We start from the raw sequence: 17120 nt of genomic DNA, 5'->3' as shown, positions 1-17120 counted from the left end.
ATCCCTTGCCAAATCCCCAATATCCGCTATAATGCGCGACTTCATTGGCGGGTCTCCTCGCATGGTGATTTTGAGCAACGGGTCAGGGGCGGAAGCCAGCAGCCCACTTGGAAAAACCAGTGCCGAGGGTCAGGCTCGCCACCCCATACACACAATCCTGTTTCCCCGCGAAACAGGATTTTTTTAGAACCTGTGTTCACTATTTGCATAGGCAGATTTGATGACATAAAAGATACCTATGAATGAAAATAGTGAATACAGGTTCTTAGTAGGCAGCCTGAAAATGCCCCCACTCCACCTCGCCATCGTTGGGCACACCAACACAGGCAAAACCTCCCTGCTGCGCACCCTGCTGCGCGACAGCCAGTTTGGCGACGTGCAAAACGCCGCCGCCACCACGCGCCATGTGGAAACCGCCAGCATCAACATCCAAGACCAGCCCCAAATCCAACTCTACGACACCCCCGGCTTGGAAGACGCAGGCGGCGTATTAGACTGGCTGGAAGCCCACACCACCGCCCAGCAAGACGGCATCGACCGCATCAACCAATTTCTCGCCAGCCCCGCCGTCCAAAGCGACTACGCCCAAGAAGCCAAAGTGCTGCGCCAGCTTATCAACAGCGACACCGCGTTATACGTGATTGACGCGCGCGAACCCGTCCTCCCCAAATACAAAGACGAACTCACCATCCTATCGTGGTGCGCCAAACCCATCATGCCCGTGTTCAATTTCACACTCGGCAGCGACCTTGCCGCATGGCAAGCCACCCTCGCCCGCCGCAATCTGCACGTTATCAGCAGCTTCGACACCGTCGCCTTCGATTTCAACGGCGAAATCCAGCTTTGGCACAACCTCGCCACCATGCTCCCCAACCGCCAAATCATCGACCAACTCATCGCCCATCGCCAACAAGAATGGCAACAGCTCAACCAAACCGCCCACCAAATCATCGCCGAAAGCCTGATTAACATCGCCGCCTACGCCCACAGCAAACCCGACAGCGAAGCCCTAGAAACCGCCCAAGCCACCATGCAAAACACCGTTCGCCAACACGAACACCACACCCAACAACGCCTTAGCCAACTCTACCGCTTCTATCAAAGCGATTGGGCCAGCCCCACCCCCTCCGCCATCCAAGCATTCAGCCAAGACCTTTTTGACACCGAACAGCTCAAAGCCTACGGCATCCGCACCGGCAAAGGTGCAGCCGCAGGCGCGCTCATCGGGCTGGGGCTAGACGCGCTCACCCTCGGCACATCGCTGGGGCTGGGCAGCGCGGTGGGCGGCATCATCGGCGGCATCGCCACCAACTGGCAAAGCCTGTACAACAAAATCAACGGCACCGACACCCTGCACATCGACAACCCCACGCTCACGCTGATTGCCGCCCGCGCCCTCGCCCTGCTCGCCCTGCTGCAAACCCGCGGACACGCCAGCCAAAGCCCCATCGCCCTGCAACACCCCAGCAGCCCACCGTGGCAGCCTGAAAACCTGCCCGACCTGCTCAAAAAAGCCCGCGCCCACCCGCGCTGGTCCAGCCTAAACGGCGAGTTCAACAGCAAAAGCAAAATCCCCGCCGTTGAAAGCCTAGCCCAACAGCTCAGCCGAATCAGCAGCCCAATCAGCCAAAGGCAGCCTGAAAATGAGCAAAGCGAATTTCAGCGAAGCTAAAACGAATGCAACGAACATGGAGCGGCGGCTCACCGCCCTATTCCACCTTTTCAGGCTGCCCATGGTTTCGCCAACCGCGATGAATACATATTGATTAAAAGCAGCCTGAAAACCCTTCCCCCCCAACCATCGTCTTATTTTTGCCAGCGCAGGCGTTTCGCCGCCTACCACGAGCAGGGTAGGGGCTGTTTATATTGGGTTTGCGAAGCGGATTTTGTGTCAGAAAGCAGGCTATGCAAGGCGCATACCGCAGCAAGGTTGAACACCTTGCGAGGATAGGCAACGCAGCAGAGCCTGTTTTCTGGCACAAAAGCCACCGCAATACCCAATATAAATAGCCCCGCTACCCCTGCACCCCACGCGCAAACCATTTTCAGGCTGCCCTACCCCATTCCCAACCACCCCGTAACAAACACCGCCATGTCCCACCTTATCCCCAACCTCCAAGCCGTCCAAGCCCAAATCGCCCAAGCCGAAGCCCAAGCCCGCCGCCCTGCTGGCAGCGTGCAGCTTGTCGCCGTCAGCAAAACCTTCCCCGCCGACGCCATCCGCACACTCTACCAACACGGGCAACGCCATTTCGGCGAAAACTACATCCAAGAATGGCACGACAAAACCACCCAGCTTGCCGACTGCCCCCACATCATCTGGCACATCATCGGCAACGTCCAATCCAACAAAAGCCGACTTGTCGCCGAACACGCCCACTGGCTGCACACGCTCGACAGCGAAAAACTCGCCCGCCGTCTCAGCAGCCAACGTCCCGCGCACCTGCCCGACTTGCAAGTGCTGCTGGAAATCAACATCTCAGGCGACCCCGCCAAACACGGCATCGCCCCCGAAACCCTGCTCCCCCTCGCCCGCCGTCCCCCCCTGCCCCGCCTGAACCTGCGCGGGCTGATGTGCGTCGCCAGCCACACCGACCACCCCGGCCAACTGCGCCAACAATTCAGCCAAATGCGCAGCCTGCTTGCCCAACTGCAAACCCTCGCCCCGCAAGCCGACACCCTGTCCATGGGCATGAGCGGCGACATGACCCTCGCCATAGAATGCGGCGCAACCATGGTGCGCATCGGCAGCGCGATTTTCGGCAAGCGCGATTACCCTAACGCAGCCTGAAAACCCAAACCCATGCACACTATGCACACCCCACTTGGCAAACTCACCGCCCACCCCATCCCGCAAGATACCCAATCCATTCTGTTAGCAGGCGAATACCACTGGCAACCCTTCCACATCTATACCACGCAACCCGGCAACCCCAGCCAACTGGATTACCCGTTTTACATCCAAATTCTCAACAACCTCCCCCGCTTTATCGCCCAAGCCGAACAACAATTACGCACCAGCCTAAGGCAGCCTGAAAACGGGTTTCAGCAAAATCAGACCCCAATCCTCGCCTGCCCCACCGCCCAATTCACACAAAACACGCACCACTGGGCACTCCACTTTGCCGAATGCACACTCCCCATCGGCGAGCCCTACGGCATCCTGTTCACCTTTGAACAGCAAAAAATTATCGGCTGGGAAGACTTATCCCAATCCGACGAAATCTACGATTAAACAGCCCATGCCTGCAAAAGGCAGCCTGCGTAGCGAAACGAAGTTGCGAAGCTAAAAATAAAAAAAGCCGTCATTCCCGCGCAGGAGGGAATGACGGATGTAACCATTTTTTGTTTCGTTTTAGGTTTTGCAAAGGTTTCAGGCTGCCTCAACCGCCTAAACCATAGCACCAAAAATTCTAAACTTATCCCGCCCATTCCATTACAATCGCCCCTTTTCAACACCACACAAGGAAAAACCATGTTTAAACAGACACTTCTCGGCTTCTCCGTTGCTTTCGTACTCGCCGCTTGCGGCAAAGGCAGCGACGCGCCCGCTGCATCCGCCGTTGCCCCGCAACCTGCCGCTTCTGCCGCAGGCGCATCAGGCGGCAACCTGCTGGACAAACTCAACAAAAAAGAAACCATTCTCGTGGGCACAATGGGCACCTACGCGCCGTTCACCTACCACGAAAAAGACGGCAAATTAACCGGTTACGACGTGGAAGTAACCCGCGCCGTCGCCGAAAAACTGGGCGTGCAGGTGGAATTCAAAGAAACGCCGTGGGATGCCATGATGGCAGGGTTAAAAGCAGGTCGCTTTGACATCGTCGCCAACCAAGTCGCGCTCACTTCGCCCGAGCGCCAAGCCATGTTTGACAAAGCCACGCCATACAGTTGGAGCGGCAAAATGCTGGTTGCCCGCGCCGACCACGCCGATGTTGCCAAGCTAGAAGATATCAAAGGCAAAAAAACCGCCGTGATGCTCGCCTCCAACTACGACGAAGTCGCCAAAAAAATGGGCGCAGACCTCGTCCACACCGACACCATGGCACAAGGCTTGCTCATCGTGCAGCAAAAACGCGCCGAGTTCACGCTCAACGACGAACTCTCGCTGCTGGACTACCTGAAAAAAGACCCCAACTCAGGCTTAAAATCCGTATGGCGCACCCCCGCTACCGAAAAACTGGGCGCAGGCTTGGTGATTAACAAAGGCAACGACGAAGCCCTCGCCAAAATCAACGGCGCGATGGAAGAGCTGAAAAAAGACGGCACGCTGAAAAAACTGGGCGAGCAATTCTTCGGCGAAGATGTCAGCGTGCATTGATTGCGCCGCCGGCCAAACCTAAACCGCCATGCAAAAGGCAGCCTGAAAACGTGTTGATGCGTTTTCAGGCTGCCTTTTTATTTAGCGTGCGCCGTGTTTATTCGCACTTCAACGCGCTCACCCGCGCGGGGAAATCGCGCTCGGCGACTTTGCACATTTCTACGCGCTGCAACGGGGTGGCGGCGGGCAAGGCTTGCACCAAAAATTTCACCACTTCGCGCGCAGGGGCGGCGGCGGCTTGGTTGGCTTTGGCAAAACAGGCATCGGCGCGTTTGAAATAATGCTGGCACTCGGCGGGCAGTTGGTCGTAGGTGAGCGGTTTGGCATGGCTGATGCCGTGGTAATGTGCTTGGGACAATGCGCTTGCGCTCAATAGCAGGGCGAAAAGCAGGGGTTTGTGGGTTTGCATTTGCATGATGTTGTTCTCGCGGGTAATGAAAGGCGCGGATTATACGCTGATGTGTGCATTATCGGCAGCCTGAAAGACGATTGGGCAATAAGGCGTTGTTGACGTTTGTTCCATTTTGCAGTTTCAAGCTGCCTTTGGGATTGGGCAAACGTTTCCAACCGCGTGCGCAGACAAACTGCACACTCTACACGCATTTTTCAGGCTGCCTCTGTTTATCCGCAAAGGCAGCCTGAAACACATTCCCCGCTCACATCAACGCCAACGCATTCAAACACTTCTCGCGCAGCCCGTTTTGCGGGGTGAGCGTAAGGCCGGGCAGCTCCAGCGTGTAGGGCGCGCCGGTTCTATCGGCTTGCAACACGCGGTGGGCAAGCAGGCTGGCAAGCTTGTCGGCGGGCGTGCCGCTGGGGTAATCCCGATACGAAATAATCTGGCTGTGCACGGCGGGCGGCGGCTCGTCAAATACTTTGTCCATCAATTCGCCGCGTTTGGCGTAGGTTTTCCATGCGATGTGTTGCAGCGATGCGCCGTCGGTATGCGGCTTCAAAAAGGCGATGTCTTCGCCGTGCATCCCTGCGCGTTGCGGCGTTTGCTCGGGGTCGGGCACATCGTGCGTGCCAAAGTCGCTGTGCGGCAGGGGCGCGGGATAGACTACGGCTTCGGTGTGCCATTCGGCGCGGCATTCGGCGTGAAACATCCCAAACGGGGCGGATGTTGCCAAGCGCAGCAACAGCGGGCGGGGGAAATAGCCGCGCCGTTGCACGGGGATGCGCCAGCGCATCGGTTCGCTTTTCAGGCTGCCTGAAAGCTGGCAACGCTGCCACGCGCTGTGGTCGGCTTCGCTGTCTTCGTCCACCTCTTCGCGCGATTCGCTGCGCCACCAAAACACGCGGGCGCGTTTGCCCGACTGCTCGGTGCTGATTTCGGCTTCGGCGGTGTCGCCTGCGAACACTTCGCCTTCATAGCGAATGGTTAGATGCAAGCCCAGCAGCTGGCGGCGCGTCATCAGCGCGGCAATGCCGATAAACGCCAGCACCCAAAAGCAAATCGCATACGCCACGTTCACTTGATAATTGACCGCGCCCACCCAAATCGCCACGCTCAACGCCAGCATGCTGACGCATAACTTGGTGGGGCGCAGCGAAACGTGTCGCCCTGCGATGCGGCGCTCCTCTGCCAGCAGCAGCGTTTCTTTGGGTTGGCGATTAAACAGCGACATTTTCGGCAATTTCCATTAAGGCGTGGCTGCTGTTTTGCTGTTGCAGCGACTGCAAACGATGGTTGCCCACGGGCACCCACACCGCTTTTACATCTTCGGGCAACACAAAATCGCGCCCCTCCAAAAACGCCCACGCTTTTGCCGCGTTGGCAATCGCCAAACCCGCGCGTGGGCTTAATCCCACAGCAAACAGCCCCGCGCGGCGCGTTGCCGCCACCAAGCGGAAAATATAATCCGCCGCCGCTTCCGATAGCGTGATGGCTTGCACCTGCTCTTGCCATTGCAACAAGGTTTCGGGCGAGCCCACCGCTTGCAGCTTGTGCAGCAGTTTGCGTCTATCACCATGAAAATACAGTTGTTTTTCTGCCTCTGGCACGGGATAACCCATGCTCAGGCGCATCATAAAGCGGTCTAACTGGCTTTCGGGCAAGGGGAACGTGCCCAGTTGCTCGGATGGGTTTTGCGTTGCCACCACCAAAAACGGGCGCGGCAGGCGATAAGTGCGCCCATCCACCGACACTTGCCGCTCCTCCATCGCTTCCAGCAGCGCAGATTGCACTTTGGGCGAGGCGCGGTTGATTTCATCTGCCAGCACAAATTGGTTGAACACGGGGCCGGGGTGGAATTTGAAGCTGCCCTCGTTGGGCTGGAACACGTTGATGCCGAGCAAATCGGCAGGCAGCATATCGTTGGTGAACTGCACGCGCTGGTATTTCAGCCCCAGCACGGCGGCAAGGCTGGTGGCGAGCGTGGTTTTGCCCACGCCCGGCACGTCTTCCAGCAAAATATGTCCGCCGGCGAGAATGCAGGCGAGCAGCTGTTTGAGCACGGTTTGTTTGCCGAGAATCACGGCGTTGAGTTGTTTGAACACGGGGTCAAAGGTGGGGTTGGGCATGGTGTTCCTTGTGGATGAGGGGTGGATGAAAAAATGGGGTTTGGGGGCTGGATGGCGTTTTCAGGCTGCCTTTGGCGTGTTGTGCAGACGTTGAGGCAGCCTAAAAACCCATTTAAGCCGCTTGCTTTGCCACAATGGCGTTTTCAGGCTGCCTTTGGCGTATCACTTGGCGGTTGAGGCAGCCTGAAAAGCCTGCGCAGCAGCCATTTAAACAAAGCAAACAGCGGAAACGACAACACAAAACACAGCAACACCTGCCCCAAGCCACTCAACGTTTTAAACGACAGCGGCACCACTCGGTTATCCGCCGTAATGCGGTATCGCTGGGACGATTCAAACCATTCGTTGTTCACATACAGCTCAAACGTGTCAGGCGCAAGCGGCTGCAAGCGGAAGTATTCGCCGTATTCATCGTTTGCCACATAAGCCTCGCGCACCAGCGTTTCATTGCTTTGCCAGCGATTAAGCGCAACAGGCAGCACCTCGCCCGCCGTGTTGCGCACCAAAACGGAAAAGCGCGGATGAATTTCGCTGCCCTGCGTGTATGGCTCGGCGGGCAAATGGCGGAAAACCAACACCAGCGCGAGCATCAGCGCATACCATGTGATGATGTGGGCGGCGGCGTTGAGCAGTTTGAGCAGGGCGGTGGTAAGCAAGGTGCGTGGGGGCATTTTCAGGCTGCTTTAACGGGGGCGACGGCGGTTTCGCTGGTGTTTGCGGCGTGTAAAGCAGCGTGGGCGCGGTTGATTTGCTGGATGATGCGTAGCAGGAGCAAGGCGCAGGTAATCTGGCAAACGCTGCTGAATATGATGGCTGTATTTGCCACAATGCTGGTGTTAAGTGCATTAAGCAATTCTGGCGCGATGATAGTGATAAAGCTAGTAATAGAAGCTCCTTGCGCGCCATGTATCGCATAGAACAAGGCGATTTTCCCACCTATCCGACCGATTAAAAATGTTACCCACCAGCAGGGCAATAAGGCGGGTGCACAGTTGTGTTGAGCGCGTTTCAGGCTGCCTTGATAAAGCTGGTTCATGGCGATATAGGGCGCAACCAAATTTAAAAATGGCACAAAAAATCCACCCAATGCCCATGCGGGCGAAAAGAGCAAATTGGGGATGTGGAATGATTGCGCATTAGAATGGGCGCGAACAATCCAGCAGCCAATGAAAATGGCAGCAAGCAGGTACACGCCCTTATCAACATAATCCAATATGATTGAGGATGTTACGATTGCCATGAAATCTACATTGAGTTCGGTTAGCTGTTGATTGTTTTCTAGCGCGGCTTTAACGGGCTGCAAAACAGAAATAAATGTAAATAACGCAAATGAAGCAAATACAATGATGCTGGCTTGAACCAGCACAAACAGCCACACCACGCCTGCAATCCATTTGTTTAACCCCGCTGCCGATTGGTAGGTATAAGTTCGTTTCATTGGTTTTCCTTTTTGGGTAGTGTTCTAAAAAGTATGCTGCGCCACCATTCCCTCTCCCGCTGGCGAGGGAAGGAATAGATTGCAGAAGTTTTAATCCTCGCTGTCTGCCCATTAACAACAATCAAGCCAGCATACTTTTAGGACACTACCTTTTTTCAGGCTGCCTAATTGCTCTACCCAAGGCAGCCTGAAAATCATTCAATCAATCTTGATATATTCCACCGCCAAAATCTCAATCTGCTCGCGCCCCTCGGGCGTGTTCAGCCACACGCTGTCGCCCTCGCGCGCTTTAATCAGGGCGCGGGCAAGCGGCGATTTCCACGAGATTTTGTTGTGTGCAGCATCAATTTCATCCTCGCCCACAATGCGGACGGTTTGTTCCGCGCCGTTGCCGCGTTCCAGCGTAACCGTGGCGGCGAAGAATACTTGGTCGGTGGGCTCGCGCGTTTCGGGGTTCACCACCACCGCGTCTTGCAGGCGCTTGGTTAAAAAGCGGATGCGGCGGTCTATTTCGCGCATGCGGCGTTTGCCGTAAAGGTAGTCGCCGTTTTCGCTGCGGTCGCCATTGCTGGCTGCCCAGTTCACAATTTGCACGATTTCGGGGCGTTCTTTGTTGACCAACTGATAAAGCTCGTTTTGCAGGGCGGCGTGTCCTGCGGGGGTCATGTAGTTTTTGATTTCGGACATGATGATGCAAGGCGCAAAAGAAAGGGCGTATTTTAGCCCAAAACGGTTTCAGGCTGCCTTGGGGAGGGCAATCGGCAGCCTGAAAAGGCGATGGTGTGGTTCAAAGGTTGCAGAATGGGGAACTGTTAATAGCCCGTCGGTGGCTTGCCGGCATTTTGGCTCATCAGCGGCGGGTTTAATGCGCTATTGGGCGGCGAGCCGTTGCCGTTCTATTTTGGGTTTCAGGCTGCCCTCCTGTTTGCACGGTTAGGCAGCCTGAAACGCCGTTCGGCGCAGCTGAAACCTATTCCCCATCCGCCAGCAGTTCAATCCGCCGTGCAAAGCGTTCGCGCAGCACGGCTTGATGCGTGGCGCACAGCACGGCGGTGTGCGGCAATTCTTGTTGCAGCAGCGCAAACAAAGCCTCGGCGGAAGCATCGTCCAGCGCGGCGGTGGGTTCGTCCATCGCCAAAATCTGCGGGCGGTGCAGCAAGGCGCGGGCGATGCCGATGTGCTGTTGCTCGCCGCCCGACAGGCGCGCCTGCCAATCGGCAACCGCATCCAATTCGTCGTTCAGCCGCGCCAAGCCGACTTTTGCCAACGCGGCGCGGATGGCATCTTCGGGCAAGGGCGTTGCGCTGGGGTAGCTCAACAGGTTTTTCAGGCTGCCTAATGCCAAATAGGGCTTTTGCGGCAAAAACAGCACGCTGCCCGAAAGCCGTACGCTGCCGCTATCGGGCGCGGTTAAGCCTGCCAACACGCGCAGCAAGCTGGTTTTGCCCGCGCCGCTTTTGCCATCCAGCAGCACATATTCGCCCGCGCCAATCTGCGCGTTAATCGGGCGATTTTGCCGCACAACCATTTGCTCAAACTGCACCGATGCGGCTGCGTCATCTTGGGGTTGGGGCAACTCGGTTTCAGGCAGCGTGGGCACATCATCCAAGGCAGCCTGAAAATCCGCCAGCCGCGACACCACCGCCGCCCATTCCATAATCCGCTTATAGTAATCCATAAACCAGCCAAAGCCGTCTTGCACGTTGCCAAAGGCGGAACGCGCCTGCATCAGCCCGCCAAAGGTGAGCGTGTGCGCCAGATACAGCGGCAGCGCGGCGGCGATGGGGATAAATTGCGTAACGCGCAGATAGGTGGCGGAAAAGGTTTCCAGCCGCAGCTCGCGCCCGATGAGCGCATGCCAGTTTTCGCGCACGGCGGCAAAGCGGCGGCGCAGGCGCAGATGCTCGGTGTTTTCGCCGCGATAAAAGGCGATTTGCTCGGCATGGTCGCGCACGCGCAGCAGGTTGGCACGGTAGTCGGCTTCGCGGTGCTGGCGGTCGATGTTGAGCGGATGCAGCTTGCGCCCAATCAGGTGCGTGGCGAGCGTGCACACCAGCGTGTAGCCCAGCGCCACCCACACCAGATAGCCGTGCAGCACCCATGTTTTGCCACCGATGTCTATTTTCAGGCTGCCTGAAAGCTGCCACAACACAATCACAAACGCGCCGAGCTTGGCGGCGTTCATAATGAAATATTTAAATAAATCAATGCTTTTATCGGCAAGCAAAAAGCAATCTTCGGCGATGCGCTGGTCGGGGTTATCAGGCTCGCCCTGCGGCTGGATTTGCAAGCGATAAGCGCGATGGCGCGCCAGCCACATTTGCGTGAATTGCTCGGTGAGCTGCTCGCGCCAGCGGAACACGAGGATTTTGCGCAGCCAGTTGCCCAGCACCACAAAGCCCACCGTGAACGCGATGTAGCCCAGATATTGCCACAGCAGCGTGTAGAGCAGCGGGCGGTTGAATTGTTCCAGCGCGTCGTAGAAATCTTTGTTCCATGCGGTGATGTAAACGCTCACGCGCACAATCGCCAGCGCAAAACCGATGACAGCAGCCAGCAGCAACCACGCTTTCAGGCTGCCTTTGCCGCCCCAAAACGGGCGGGCGAGTTGGTAGAAATGTTTTAGGGTATTCATGGTGTTTGACGTGAGTAAATAGTTTATTTTATGATAGACAATCGCATTTAGCGATGTTTGAATAGCTCAAATGCTTGTTTAAAAAGGCAGCCTGAAACAGCAATCGCCTTTTCAGGCTGCCTTACTGTGTGCCATTTTGTTTACAAAGAAAGATTGATTGATGGCGAAAAAACATCCCTCTATCAGACCGCACGAGGGCAAGGAGTTGGAATTGATGCTGTCTGGTGAAAAACCATTAGCACTCTATTTTTCCTTTTATCCTATTCCTGAGGAATTTGAACCTTATCTCGCCAGCGGGCAATTATTTCGCACCGATATATGTTCTATTTTTAATTATCAAGGTAAGCCTTATGATTACCAAATCGTCTCGCATTCACCTGATGACCCCAATATTCAAAAATTGGTTACACTCAAACAATTGAATGGTTTTGATGACGATGTAGAACGCACAATCGGTAAATTGCTGGGCTATAAGGCGGAGGATGTGGAATACTATATTCAGCATCATCGTGCCAGCGTGGAAAAATATCCGATGGCGCGGATTGACCCAATTCCCAATGCCAAAGCAATTTTGCAAGAATTGGGCTTTTAATCATTAGGTAGCCTGAAACCGCTTTTTCAGGCTGCCCAAACCAAAACCTAAATAGGCAGCCTGAAATGGATGTTTTCAGGCTGCCTCTGTGTTTTATTTAAACTTCCAATCTACTTTGAGCGAGATATTGCGCGGTTCGCCCAGATAGTTGTTGATGCCGTTGTAACGCACTTTGTTGTTTTCAAAATAGCGTTTGTTAAACAGGTTGTCGGCAATCAGGCTAAATTGCAAGTTTTCGCTGGGCGTGTATTTCACGTTGGCGTGCCAAAGCGCGTAGCCGCCTTGTTTCACATAGCCTAGGCTGCTGGTTTTGCTTTGCGCGCTTACACCGCCGCCAACTGTCCATTTGCGGCCGCCCCAAGGCAAATCATAGCTGGTATGCAGCCTGAAAATGTGTTTGGGCGTGTGGCGGCTGTAATTTGCGCCTTGCAAATAAGGCGATACGCTGTTGCGCCCGTTTTCGCCGCGCATATATTTGCTGTTGTTGAGCGTGTAGCCTGCAAAGATTTTCCAGTTTTCGGTGAGGTTGCCTGAAATCTCCAAATCCAAGCCGCGGCTGCGAACGTGCCCTACGTTTTCGTTGTACCACTTGTTGCGCGTGGGGAAATAAACTTGCACCGAGCGGTTTTTCTGGTCAATTTGGAACAAGGCAACAGAGGTGTTGAGCTTGCGGTTAAACCATTCGCCTTTCCAGCCGATTTCGTAGTTGTTGCCCACCACGGGTTTTAGATAACGCTCGTTGATGTCTTTGGCGCTGTTGGGTTTGAAAATGCTGGTGTAGCTGGCATACACGCTTTGGCTGGGCGTGATGTCGTAGGTGATACCGAAGTAAGGCACAAAGCGATTTTTGCGACGGATGCTGTGTTCATCGGGGTCGGAGTCGGGGCGGTTGTTCCACCAATCGTAATCCACTACGCCGTTGGCTTTCCATTGGGTGTAGCGCGTGCCCACGATAACGTGCAGGTTGTCTAACACATTCACGCGTGTGCCCAGCATTAAGCTGTTGGATGTGATGCGGTTGTGGTAGAACGTGCGGTCGTTGTAGTTTGCCCAGTTTGGCTCGGCTTGCTCGCCGCCTGTAAACGTGCGCGGGTCGTAGGCGCGGCTGTTGCGGATGCGTCGCCATGTGGTGTCGTTGTTTTCACGCGAATAGGTGTAGCCCAAGAACACATCATGCTTGCTCCCAAACAGGTCGTATTTGCCGTTTAGGTTAAGCTGAACGGTGGCTTGATGCCCGTTGTTTTGATAGTTTTGGAAATTTTGCGTGTTCAGTTTGCCGCCTGCCGGCAAGCCTTTGTATGTGGTGCTAGCATCATAGATTGCGCCAAGACGGCTGTTGGATTTGCTGTAAATATAGTTAAACTTGGCGGTCGCCACCCAATCGTCGTTGAAATAATGTTCTAACTCGGCAAAGGCGTTGGTTTTACGGAATTTGGCGTGTGTCCAATCGTAGCCCAGATAGGTGTCGGTGTTGAAACCTGCATCGCCGCCGCTCACGCTCATGGGCACGCCAAAGTAATCAGGCGTTTCGGTGTAGCGTTGGTGGAGCAAGCCTGCGGTTACTTTGGTGTTTTCGCCGATGTGTCCTTCTAACACGCCGTAGAACAAGCCCAAATCGCCTTTATCGTCGTCTTTAAAGCCGCGACTACGCTCGCCCACAATCACGCTGCGCCCGCGCAGTGTTTTAGACGCATTCAGGCTGCCTGAAACGTCTAGCGTGGCGCGGGCTTTGCCAAAGCGGTTCACCAGCAAATCGCCTTGAATTTGCGTTTGCGCGGTGGGTTTTTTGCGCACGGCGTTTACTGTGCCGCCCGGTTCGCCGTTCACTTGGGTTAAACCTGTTGCCCCGCGCACCACTTCAACGTGGTCATAAATCGCCATGTCATACAGGCTTTGCGCATCGCGGTAAGGGTTGCCCGAAGAGCCTGCCACGGTGGTGGCGATGCCATCTTCTTCAATTTGGTCAACATAAAAACCGCGCGATTGGAAACGATAACGCCCTGATTCGCGTAGCACGTTTACGCCTGTGGTGGTTTTCATCGCGTCTTTCAGGCTGCTGATACCGCGGTCGTTGAGCTGGGTTTTGGTAATCACGCTCACCGATTGGGGCGTTTCCTTGGGCGACAACGCCAAGCCCGTGGTGGTTTTCATCGCGGAAGTGGTGTAGGTGTCTTTGTTTTCGATGCGCGTGCTGCGGTTAACGCCGGAAACGATGATATTTTGCAGGGTTTGCGTTTGCACGCCGCTTTCGGCAGCCGCCGCGGCGGCGTTTTCATCTGCGGCTTGCGCGGCTAGGCTAAACAAAGCAGCAGACACGCTGGCGGCAAGCCATGTTTTGCGGATGGTCATGGGAATTCTTTCAAAAACAGGGTTAAAAAACAGGGAAATCAAACAAAAGCGCGGCTTTGTAATTCAACTTAATTAACGAATGATAACTATTCGTAAAATATTTTTGCTTTGCGTATTTTCAGGCTGCCTGAAATTTACGTTCCGTTACAAATGGTGTAACATTCGCGCTCATTTCGCATTTTTATCGCACGACAACGGCACAACCGTTGCCCGATTTGATAAAGCCGCCGTTTCCAAACGAGACTGCCCCTTTGTCAGGTAGGTGAAAATCAACCCGTTCTCTAATCTTTTGAAAGCAAAGGAAACCTCATGAAAGTTTATTACGACAAAGATGCTGATTTATCCCTTATCAAAGGCAAAACCGTTGCCATTATTGGCTATGGCTCGCAAGGCCATGCGCACGCTGCCAACTTGAAAGACAGCGGCGTAAACGTGGTGGTGGGCTTGCGCCAAGGCGCATCTTGGAACAAAGCGGTGGCGGCAGGTTTTGACGTGCGCACCGTTGCCGAAGCCACCAAAGCGGCGGATGTAGTGATGATTTTGCTGCCCGATGAAAACCAACCGCTGGTTTACAAAAACGAAATCGCGCCCAACTTGAAAGATGGCGCAGCCTTGGCATTTGCCCACGGCTTCAATATTCACTACAACCAAATCGTTGCGCCCAAAGGCGTGGACGTAATCATGATTGCGCCCAAAGGCCCGGGGCATACCGTTCGCAGCGAGTTTTTGAAAGGCGGCGGCGTGCCTTCTTTGATTGCGGTGCACCAAGATGCAACGGGCAAGGCGCGCGATGTGGCGTTGTCTTACGCGGCGGCAAACGGCGGCACCAAAGGCGGCGTGATTGAAACCGATTTCCGCCAAGAAACCGAAACCGATTTGTTTGGCGAGCAAGCCGTGTTGTGCGGCGGCTTGGTTGAGCTGATTAAAACAGGCTTTGAAACGCTTACCGAAGCGGGCTACGCGCCTGAAATGGCTTATTTTGAATGCTTGCACGAGATGAAGCTGATTGTGGATTTGATTTACGAAGGCGGCATCGCCAACATGAATTACTCCATTTCCAACAACGCGGAATTTGGCGAATACGTTACAGGCGGCGAAGTCATCAACCAACAATCGCGCGAGGCGATGCGCAATGCTTTGAAACGCATTCAATCGGGCGAATACGCCAAAATGTTTATCACCGAAGGCGCAACCAACTACGCCAGCATGACCGCGCGTCGTCGCCAAAACGCGGCGCATCCTGTGGAGCAAATTGGTGCGCAATTGCGCGGCATGATGCCTTGGATTAGCAAAAACAAATTGGTTGACCAAGATAAAAACTAATCTGCGCTAAATCATCAGGCAGCCTGAAAAGACAAAACCGTTTGGTGTTCTGCCAAACGGTTTTTTATTAGATAGGGTGGGTTTCAGGCTGCCCAATCTATCAGCTACGTTTGATGCTACTGCCTCTCCCCTACGTTCAGCCGAACGGAGCATCCTTTTTCGGGAAAAAGCGTGCACTTGTTCGACGACGCGCAAAGCGCGGCTAGTTCGCACGCGCTGAAAAAAGAATGCGGCCTTCGGGAAGTTTGACGCAGCCAAACCTGCACGTCGGGGTCGCCTTTCTTTTGCTTACTTTTCTTTGGCGAAGCAAAGAAAAGTAAGTGCCCCGTCGGCACGAGACGCATGGTTAAAGCTGCGTTCAAAGCTAACCACAATGCACTAATCTTGTTTTAACTTCGCAACTCCGCTGCGCTCCGCAGGCTGCCTCCGGGTTTCCCATTTTCAGGCTGCCTATCCTATTTCGTTATCCATATTCCGCGCATTTCACCCCATGCTAGACATCATCATCCCCTGCTACAACGCTGCCCACACCCTGCCCCGCGCCGTGCAAAGCTGCCTCAATCAACCCGAAGCCGAGCGCATTTGGCTGATAGACGATGCCTCCACCGACCACACTTGGCAAACCATCTTGCAACTGAAACAGCAGTTTCCCAACAAAATCCAAGCGTTTAGGCTGCCTGAAAACGGCGGCGCGGCGATGGCGCGCAATTGGGGTGCATTGCAAAGCTCTGCGCCGCTGATTGCCTTTTTGGATGCAGACGATGAATACCAACACGGCGCGTTAGCCGCTGCCTGCGTTGCCTTTGAAAAGTTTGATTTTTTGGGATTGGTGCGCCTGCGCCTGCACGCGGTGGGGCTGCCTGAAAAATATCGCCAGCAGCCTGATTTTGCGCGGGCATGGCACAGCGTGCAAATGACGGTGGGCGGCAATACGGTGTTTCGCCGCGTGTTTTTCTTGGCTTGCGGCGGCTTTCCGCACGATGATTTGTTCCGCCGTTTTGGCGGCGAAGACGGCGCGCTGGGCTTGGCAACGGTGGGCAGCAGCGTGGTGGGCACGCTGTTTGACGAGCGCGAGCCTGCGGTGCTGCATTATTGGCGCGATGATATTCACGCCGCGCATTTGCTGGATGCGATTTTGTTTCAACACAACCCGCGCCATGTGGCGGCGCAAGATATGCAGCGCGCCAACCAAGTAACGCAGCATATCCAGCAGCAATTAGGCAGCTTGAAAACCATTTTGGCTGCACCGCAAACGGGCGTGATGCCGTTACTGGTGAATCGGCAATAGGCAGCCTGAAACGGTTGCCCGCCTATTGATTTAATCAACATCGCTCCGCGCGGGGGCGGTATTTTTGTTTTCAGGCTGCCTCTATGAAACCCTCGTTGATTTTTACCCTCGTTATCCTGCTGCTGGTTTTTGTTGCCCTGCCGATTGCTTTGCTGCGCAGGCGCAACAAAAATCCTTTTTTGGCAAAACACCCCAAGCTGCCCTATCTGCGCCGCCCGCTGATGACGGCAACGGAAATGGACGTGTATAGCACGCTGCTGGAAGCCCTGCCCGATTACATGGTGTTTTGCCAAGTGCAGGCCTCGCGCGTGTTGGAAGTGCCCAAAAGCCGCGAAACGTATTATTGGTTTAATTTTGTGAGCCGTTTGAGCTACGACTTTGTGATTTGCCGCGCCGACAGCACGCCGATTGCGGTGATTGAGGTGGACGACCGCACGCACGAATTGCCCGAGCGGCAAGAGGCGGACAACCGCAAAAACAAGGCGACGCAAGCGGCGGGCGTAGCGGTAGTGCGCTGGCTGGTGGGCGAAACGCCGAGCCATGAAGAGATTGCGAAGCTGATTCGGCGGATTGACAGGAAAAGCGATTAGCGGGCGCGGCGCAGGCGGTTGACGGGAGACAACACTACGCCAAACTGCGTTTCAGGCTGCC

The 17120-nt window shown here is 55.0% G+C and carries 16 protein-coding genes and 1 other RNA gene; 9 read left to right on the top strand and 8 right to left on the bottom strand.

Annotated features, from left to right (window positions below):
- Window positions 1-46 precede the first annotated feature (46 nt).
- The 5 genes from ffs to JDW22_RS00795 all read left to right on the top strand — a co-directional run bounded on the left by ffs (window position 47) and on the right by JDW22_RS00795 (window position 4321).
- An RNA gene (gene ffs / locus JDW22_RS00815) (signal recognition particle sRNA small type) lies at window positions 47-143 on the top strand.
- Between the two features lie 134 nt (window positions 144-277).
- Window positions 278-1672 (top strand): GTPase/DUF3482 domain-containing protein, encoded by a 1395-nt coding sequence (locus JDW22_RS00810; protein ID WP_235964800.1) that lies wholly within the window; start codon window positions 278-280, stop codon window positions 1670-1672.
- A 420-nt stretch (window positions 1673-2092) separates the two neighbouring features.
- Entirely contained in the window at window positions 2093-2791 is a 699-nt protein-coding gene (locus JDW22_RS00805; protein ID WP_200520972.1) for a YggS family pyridoxal phosphate-dependent enzyme, read from the top strand.
- A 21-nt stretch (window positions 2792-2812) separates the two neighbouring features.
- Window positions 2813-3235 carry a hypothetical protein gene (locus JDW22_RS00800; protein ID WP_200520971.1) on the top strand — a complete coding sequence of 141 codons (423 nt, stop codon included), beginning with the start codon at window positions 2813-2815 and terminating at the stop codon, window positions 3233-3235.
- A gap of 240 nt (window positions 3236-3475) precedes the next feature.
- Window positions 3476-4321 carry a transporter substrate-binding domain-containing protein gene (locus JDW22_RS00795; RefSeq protein ID WP_200520970.1) on the top strand — a complete coding sequence of 282 codons (846 nt, stop codon included), beginning with the start codon at window positions 3476-3478 and terminating at the stop codon, window positions 4319-4321.
- A 97-nt stretch (window positions 4322-4418) separates the two neighbouring features.
- Here JDW22_RS00795 and JDW22_RS00790 read toward each other — a convergent pair whose 3' ends face one another.
- The 7 genes from JDW22_RS00790 to JDW22_RS00760 all read right to left on the bottom strand — a co-directional run bounded on the left by JDW22_RS00790 (window position 4419) and on the right by JDW22_RS00760 (window position 10917).
- A complete protein-coding gene (locus tag JDW22_RS00790) occupies window positions 4419-4736 on the bottom strand; it encodes a hypothetical protein (RefSeq protein WP_235964650.1) in 318 nt (105 codons plus the stop codon).
- 241 nt (window positions 4737-4977) lie between these two features.
- Window positions 4978-5949, bottom strand: coding sequence for a DUF58 domain-containing protein (locus tag JDW22_RS00785; RefSeq protein ID WP_200520969.1), 972 nt, complete (start codon window positions 5947-5949; stop codon window positions 4978-4980).
- Window positions 5936-6844, bottom strand: coding sequence for an AAA family ATPase (locus JDW22_RS00780; RefSeq protein ID WP_200520968.1), 909 nt, complete (start codon window positions 6842-6844; stop codon window positions 5936-5938). The genes JDW22_RS00785 and JDW22_RS00780 overlap by 14 nt, the downstream gene beginning before the upstream one ends.
- Before the next feature lie 143 nt (window positions 6845-6987).
- A complete protein-coding gene (locus tag JDW22_RS00775; RefSeq protein WP_200520967.1) occupies window positions 6988-7515 on the bottom strand; it encodes a hypothetical protein in 528 nt (175 codons plus the stop codon).
- Between the two features lie 2 nt (window positions 7516-7517).
- Window positions 7518-8282 carry a DUF4328 domain-containing protein gene (locus tag JDW22_RS00770; RefSeq protein WP_200520966.1) on the bottom strand — a complete coding sequence of 255 codons (765 nt, stop codon included), beginning with the start codon at window positions 8280-8282 and terminating at the stop codon, window positions 7518-7520.
- 198 nt (window positions 8283-8480) lie between these two features.
- Complete coding sequence (greB, locus tag JDW22_RS00765; RefSeq protein WP_003796348.1) at window positions 8481-8969, bottom strand: transcription elongation factor GreB; 489 nt, start codon at window positions 8967-8969, stop codon at window positions 8481-8483.
- 283 nt (window positions 8970-9252) lie between these two features.
- A complete protein-coding gene (locus JDW22_RS00760) occupies window positions 9253-10917 on the bottom strand; it encodes an ABC transporter ATP-binding protein/permease (RefSeq protein WP_200520965.1) in 1665 nt (554 codons plus the stop codon).
- 157 nt (window positions 10918-11074) lie between these two features.
- Here JDW22_RS00760 and JDW22_RS00755 point away from each other — a divergent pair, with 157 nt between their 5' ends.
- Window positions 11075-11509, top strand: coding sequence for a hypothetical protein (locus tag JDW22_RS00755; protein ID WP_155803141.1), 435 nt, complete (start codon window positions 11075-11077; stop codon window positions 11507-11509).
- 93 nt (window positions 11510-11602) lie between these two features.
- Here the strand turns inward: JDW22_RS00755 and JDW22_RS00750 are convergent, their stop codons facing one another.
- The gene (locus JDW22_RS00750; RefSeq protein ID WP_200520964.1) at window positions 11603-13858 is read right to left on the bottom strand and encodes a TonB-dependent siderophore receptor; all 2256 of its coding nucleotides are present in this window, start codon (window positions 13856-13858) and stop codon (window positions 11603-11605) included.
- Between the two features lie 309 nt (window positions 13859-14167).
- Here JDW22_RS00750 and ilvC point away from each other — a divergent pair, with 309 nt between their 5' ends.
- The 3 genes from ilvC (at window position 14168) to JDW22_RS00735 (ending at window position 17059) form a co-directional block, all read left to right on the top strand.
- Window positions 14168-15181: a ketol-acid reductoisomerase gene (gene ilvC, locus JDW22_RS00745; RefSeq protein ID WP_003796367.1), complete on the top strand. Its 1014-nt coding sequence runs from the start codon at window positions 14168-14170 to the stop codon at window positions 15179-15181.
- 490 nt (window positions 15182-15671) lie between these two features.
- Window positions 15672-16469, top strand: coding sequence for a glycosyltransferase family 2 protein (locus JDW22_RS00740; protein WP_200520963.1), 798 nt, complete (start codon window positions 15672-15674; stop codon window positions 16467-16469).
- 83 nt (window positions 16470-16552) lie between these two features.
- Window positions 16553-17059: a DUF2726 domain-containing protein gene (locus tag JDW22_RS00735; RefSeq protein ID WP_200520962.1), complete on the top strand. Its 507-nt coding sequence runs from the start codon at window positions 16553-16555 to the stop codon at window positions 17057-17059.
- Window positions 17060-17120: the final 61 nt, after the last annotated feature.

It is taken from the genome of Kingella bonacorsii (assembly GCF_016623605.1).
Classification (GTDB): Bacteria; Pseudomonadota; Gammaproteobacteria; order Burkholderiales; family Neisseriaceae; genus Kingella_B; species Kingella_B oralis.
This window is presented reverse-complemented; position numbering and strand designations above follow the sequence as displayed.

What these genes read in the sequence shown, in the direction of transcription:
- JDW22_RS00805 (WP_200520972.1), top strand. Translation starts at nt 2,093, where the DNA reads ATGTCCCACCTTATCCCCAACCTCCAAGCCGTCCAAGCCCAAATCGCC.
- JDW22_RS00800 (WP_200520971.1), top strand. Translation starts at nt 2,813, where the DNA reads ATGCACACCCCACTTGGCAAACTCACCGCCCACCCCATCCCGCAAGAT.
- JDW22_RS00795 (WP_200520970.1), top strand. Translation starts at nt 3,476, where the DNA reads ATGTTTAAACAGACACTTCTCGGCTTCTCCGTTGCTTTCGTACTCGCC.
- JDW22_RS00790 (WP_235964650.1), bottom strand. Translation starts at nt 4,736, where the DNA reads ATGCAAATGCAAACCCACAAACCCCTGCTTTTCGCCCTGCTATTGAGC.
- JDW22_RS00785 (WP_200520969.1), bottom strand. Translation starts at nt 5,949, where the DNA reads ATGTCGCTGTTTAATCGCCAACCCAAAGAAACGCTGCTGCTGGCAGAG.
- JDW22_RS00780 (WP_200520968.1), bottom strand. Translation starts at nt 6,844, where the DNA reads ATGCCCAACCCCACCTTTGACCCCGTGTTCAAACAACTCAACGCCGTG.
- JDW22_RS00775 (WP_200520967.1), bottom strand. Translation starts at nt 7,515, where the DNA reads ATGCCCCCACGCACCTTGCTTACCACCGCCCTGCTCAAACTGCTCAAC.
- JDW22_RS00770 (WP_200520966.1), bottom strand. Translation starts at nt 8,282, where the DNA reads ATGAAACGAACTTATACCTACCAATCGGCAGCGGGGTTAAACAAATGG.
- greB (WP_003796348.1), bottom strand. Translation starts at nt 8,969, where the DNA reads ATGTCCGAAATCAAAAACTACATGACCCCCGCAGGACACGCCGCCCTG.
- JDW22_RS00760 (WP_200520965.1), bottom strand. Translation starts at nt 10,917, where the DNA reads ATGAATACCCTAAAACATTTCTACCAACTCGCCCGCCCGTTTTGGGGC.
- JDW22_RS00750 (WP_200520964.1), bottom strand. Translation starts at nt 13,858, where the DNA reads ATGACCATCCGCAAAACATGGCTTGCCGCCAGCGTGTCTGCTGCTTTG.
- ilvC (WP_003796367.1), top strand. Translation starts at nt 14,168, where the DNA reads ATGAAAGTTTATTACGACAAAGATGCTGATTTATCCCTTATCAAAGGC.
- JDW22_RS00740 (WP_200520963.1), top strand. Translation starts at nt 15,672, where the DNA reads ATGCTAGACATCATCATCCCCTGCTACAACGCTGCCCACACCCTGCCC.
- JDW22_RS00735 (WP_200520962.1), top strand. Translation starts at nt 16,553, where the DNA reads ATGAAACCCTCGTTGATTTTTACCCTCGTTATCCTGCTGCTGGTTTTT.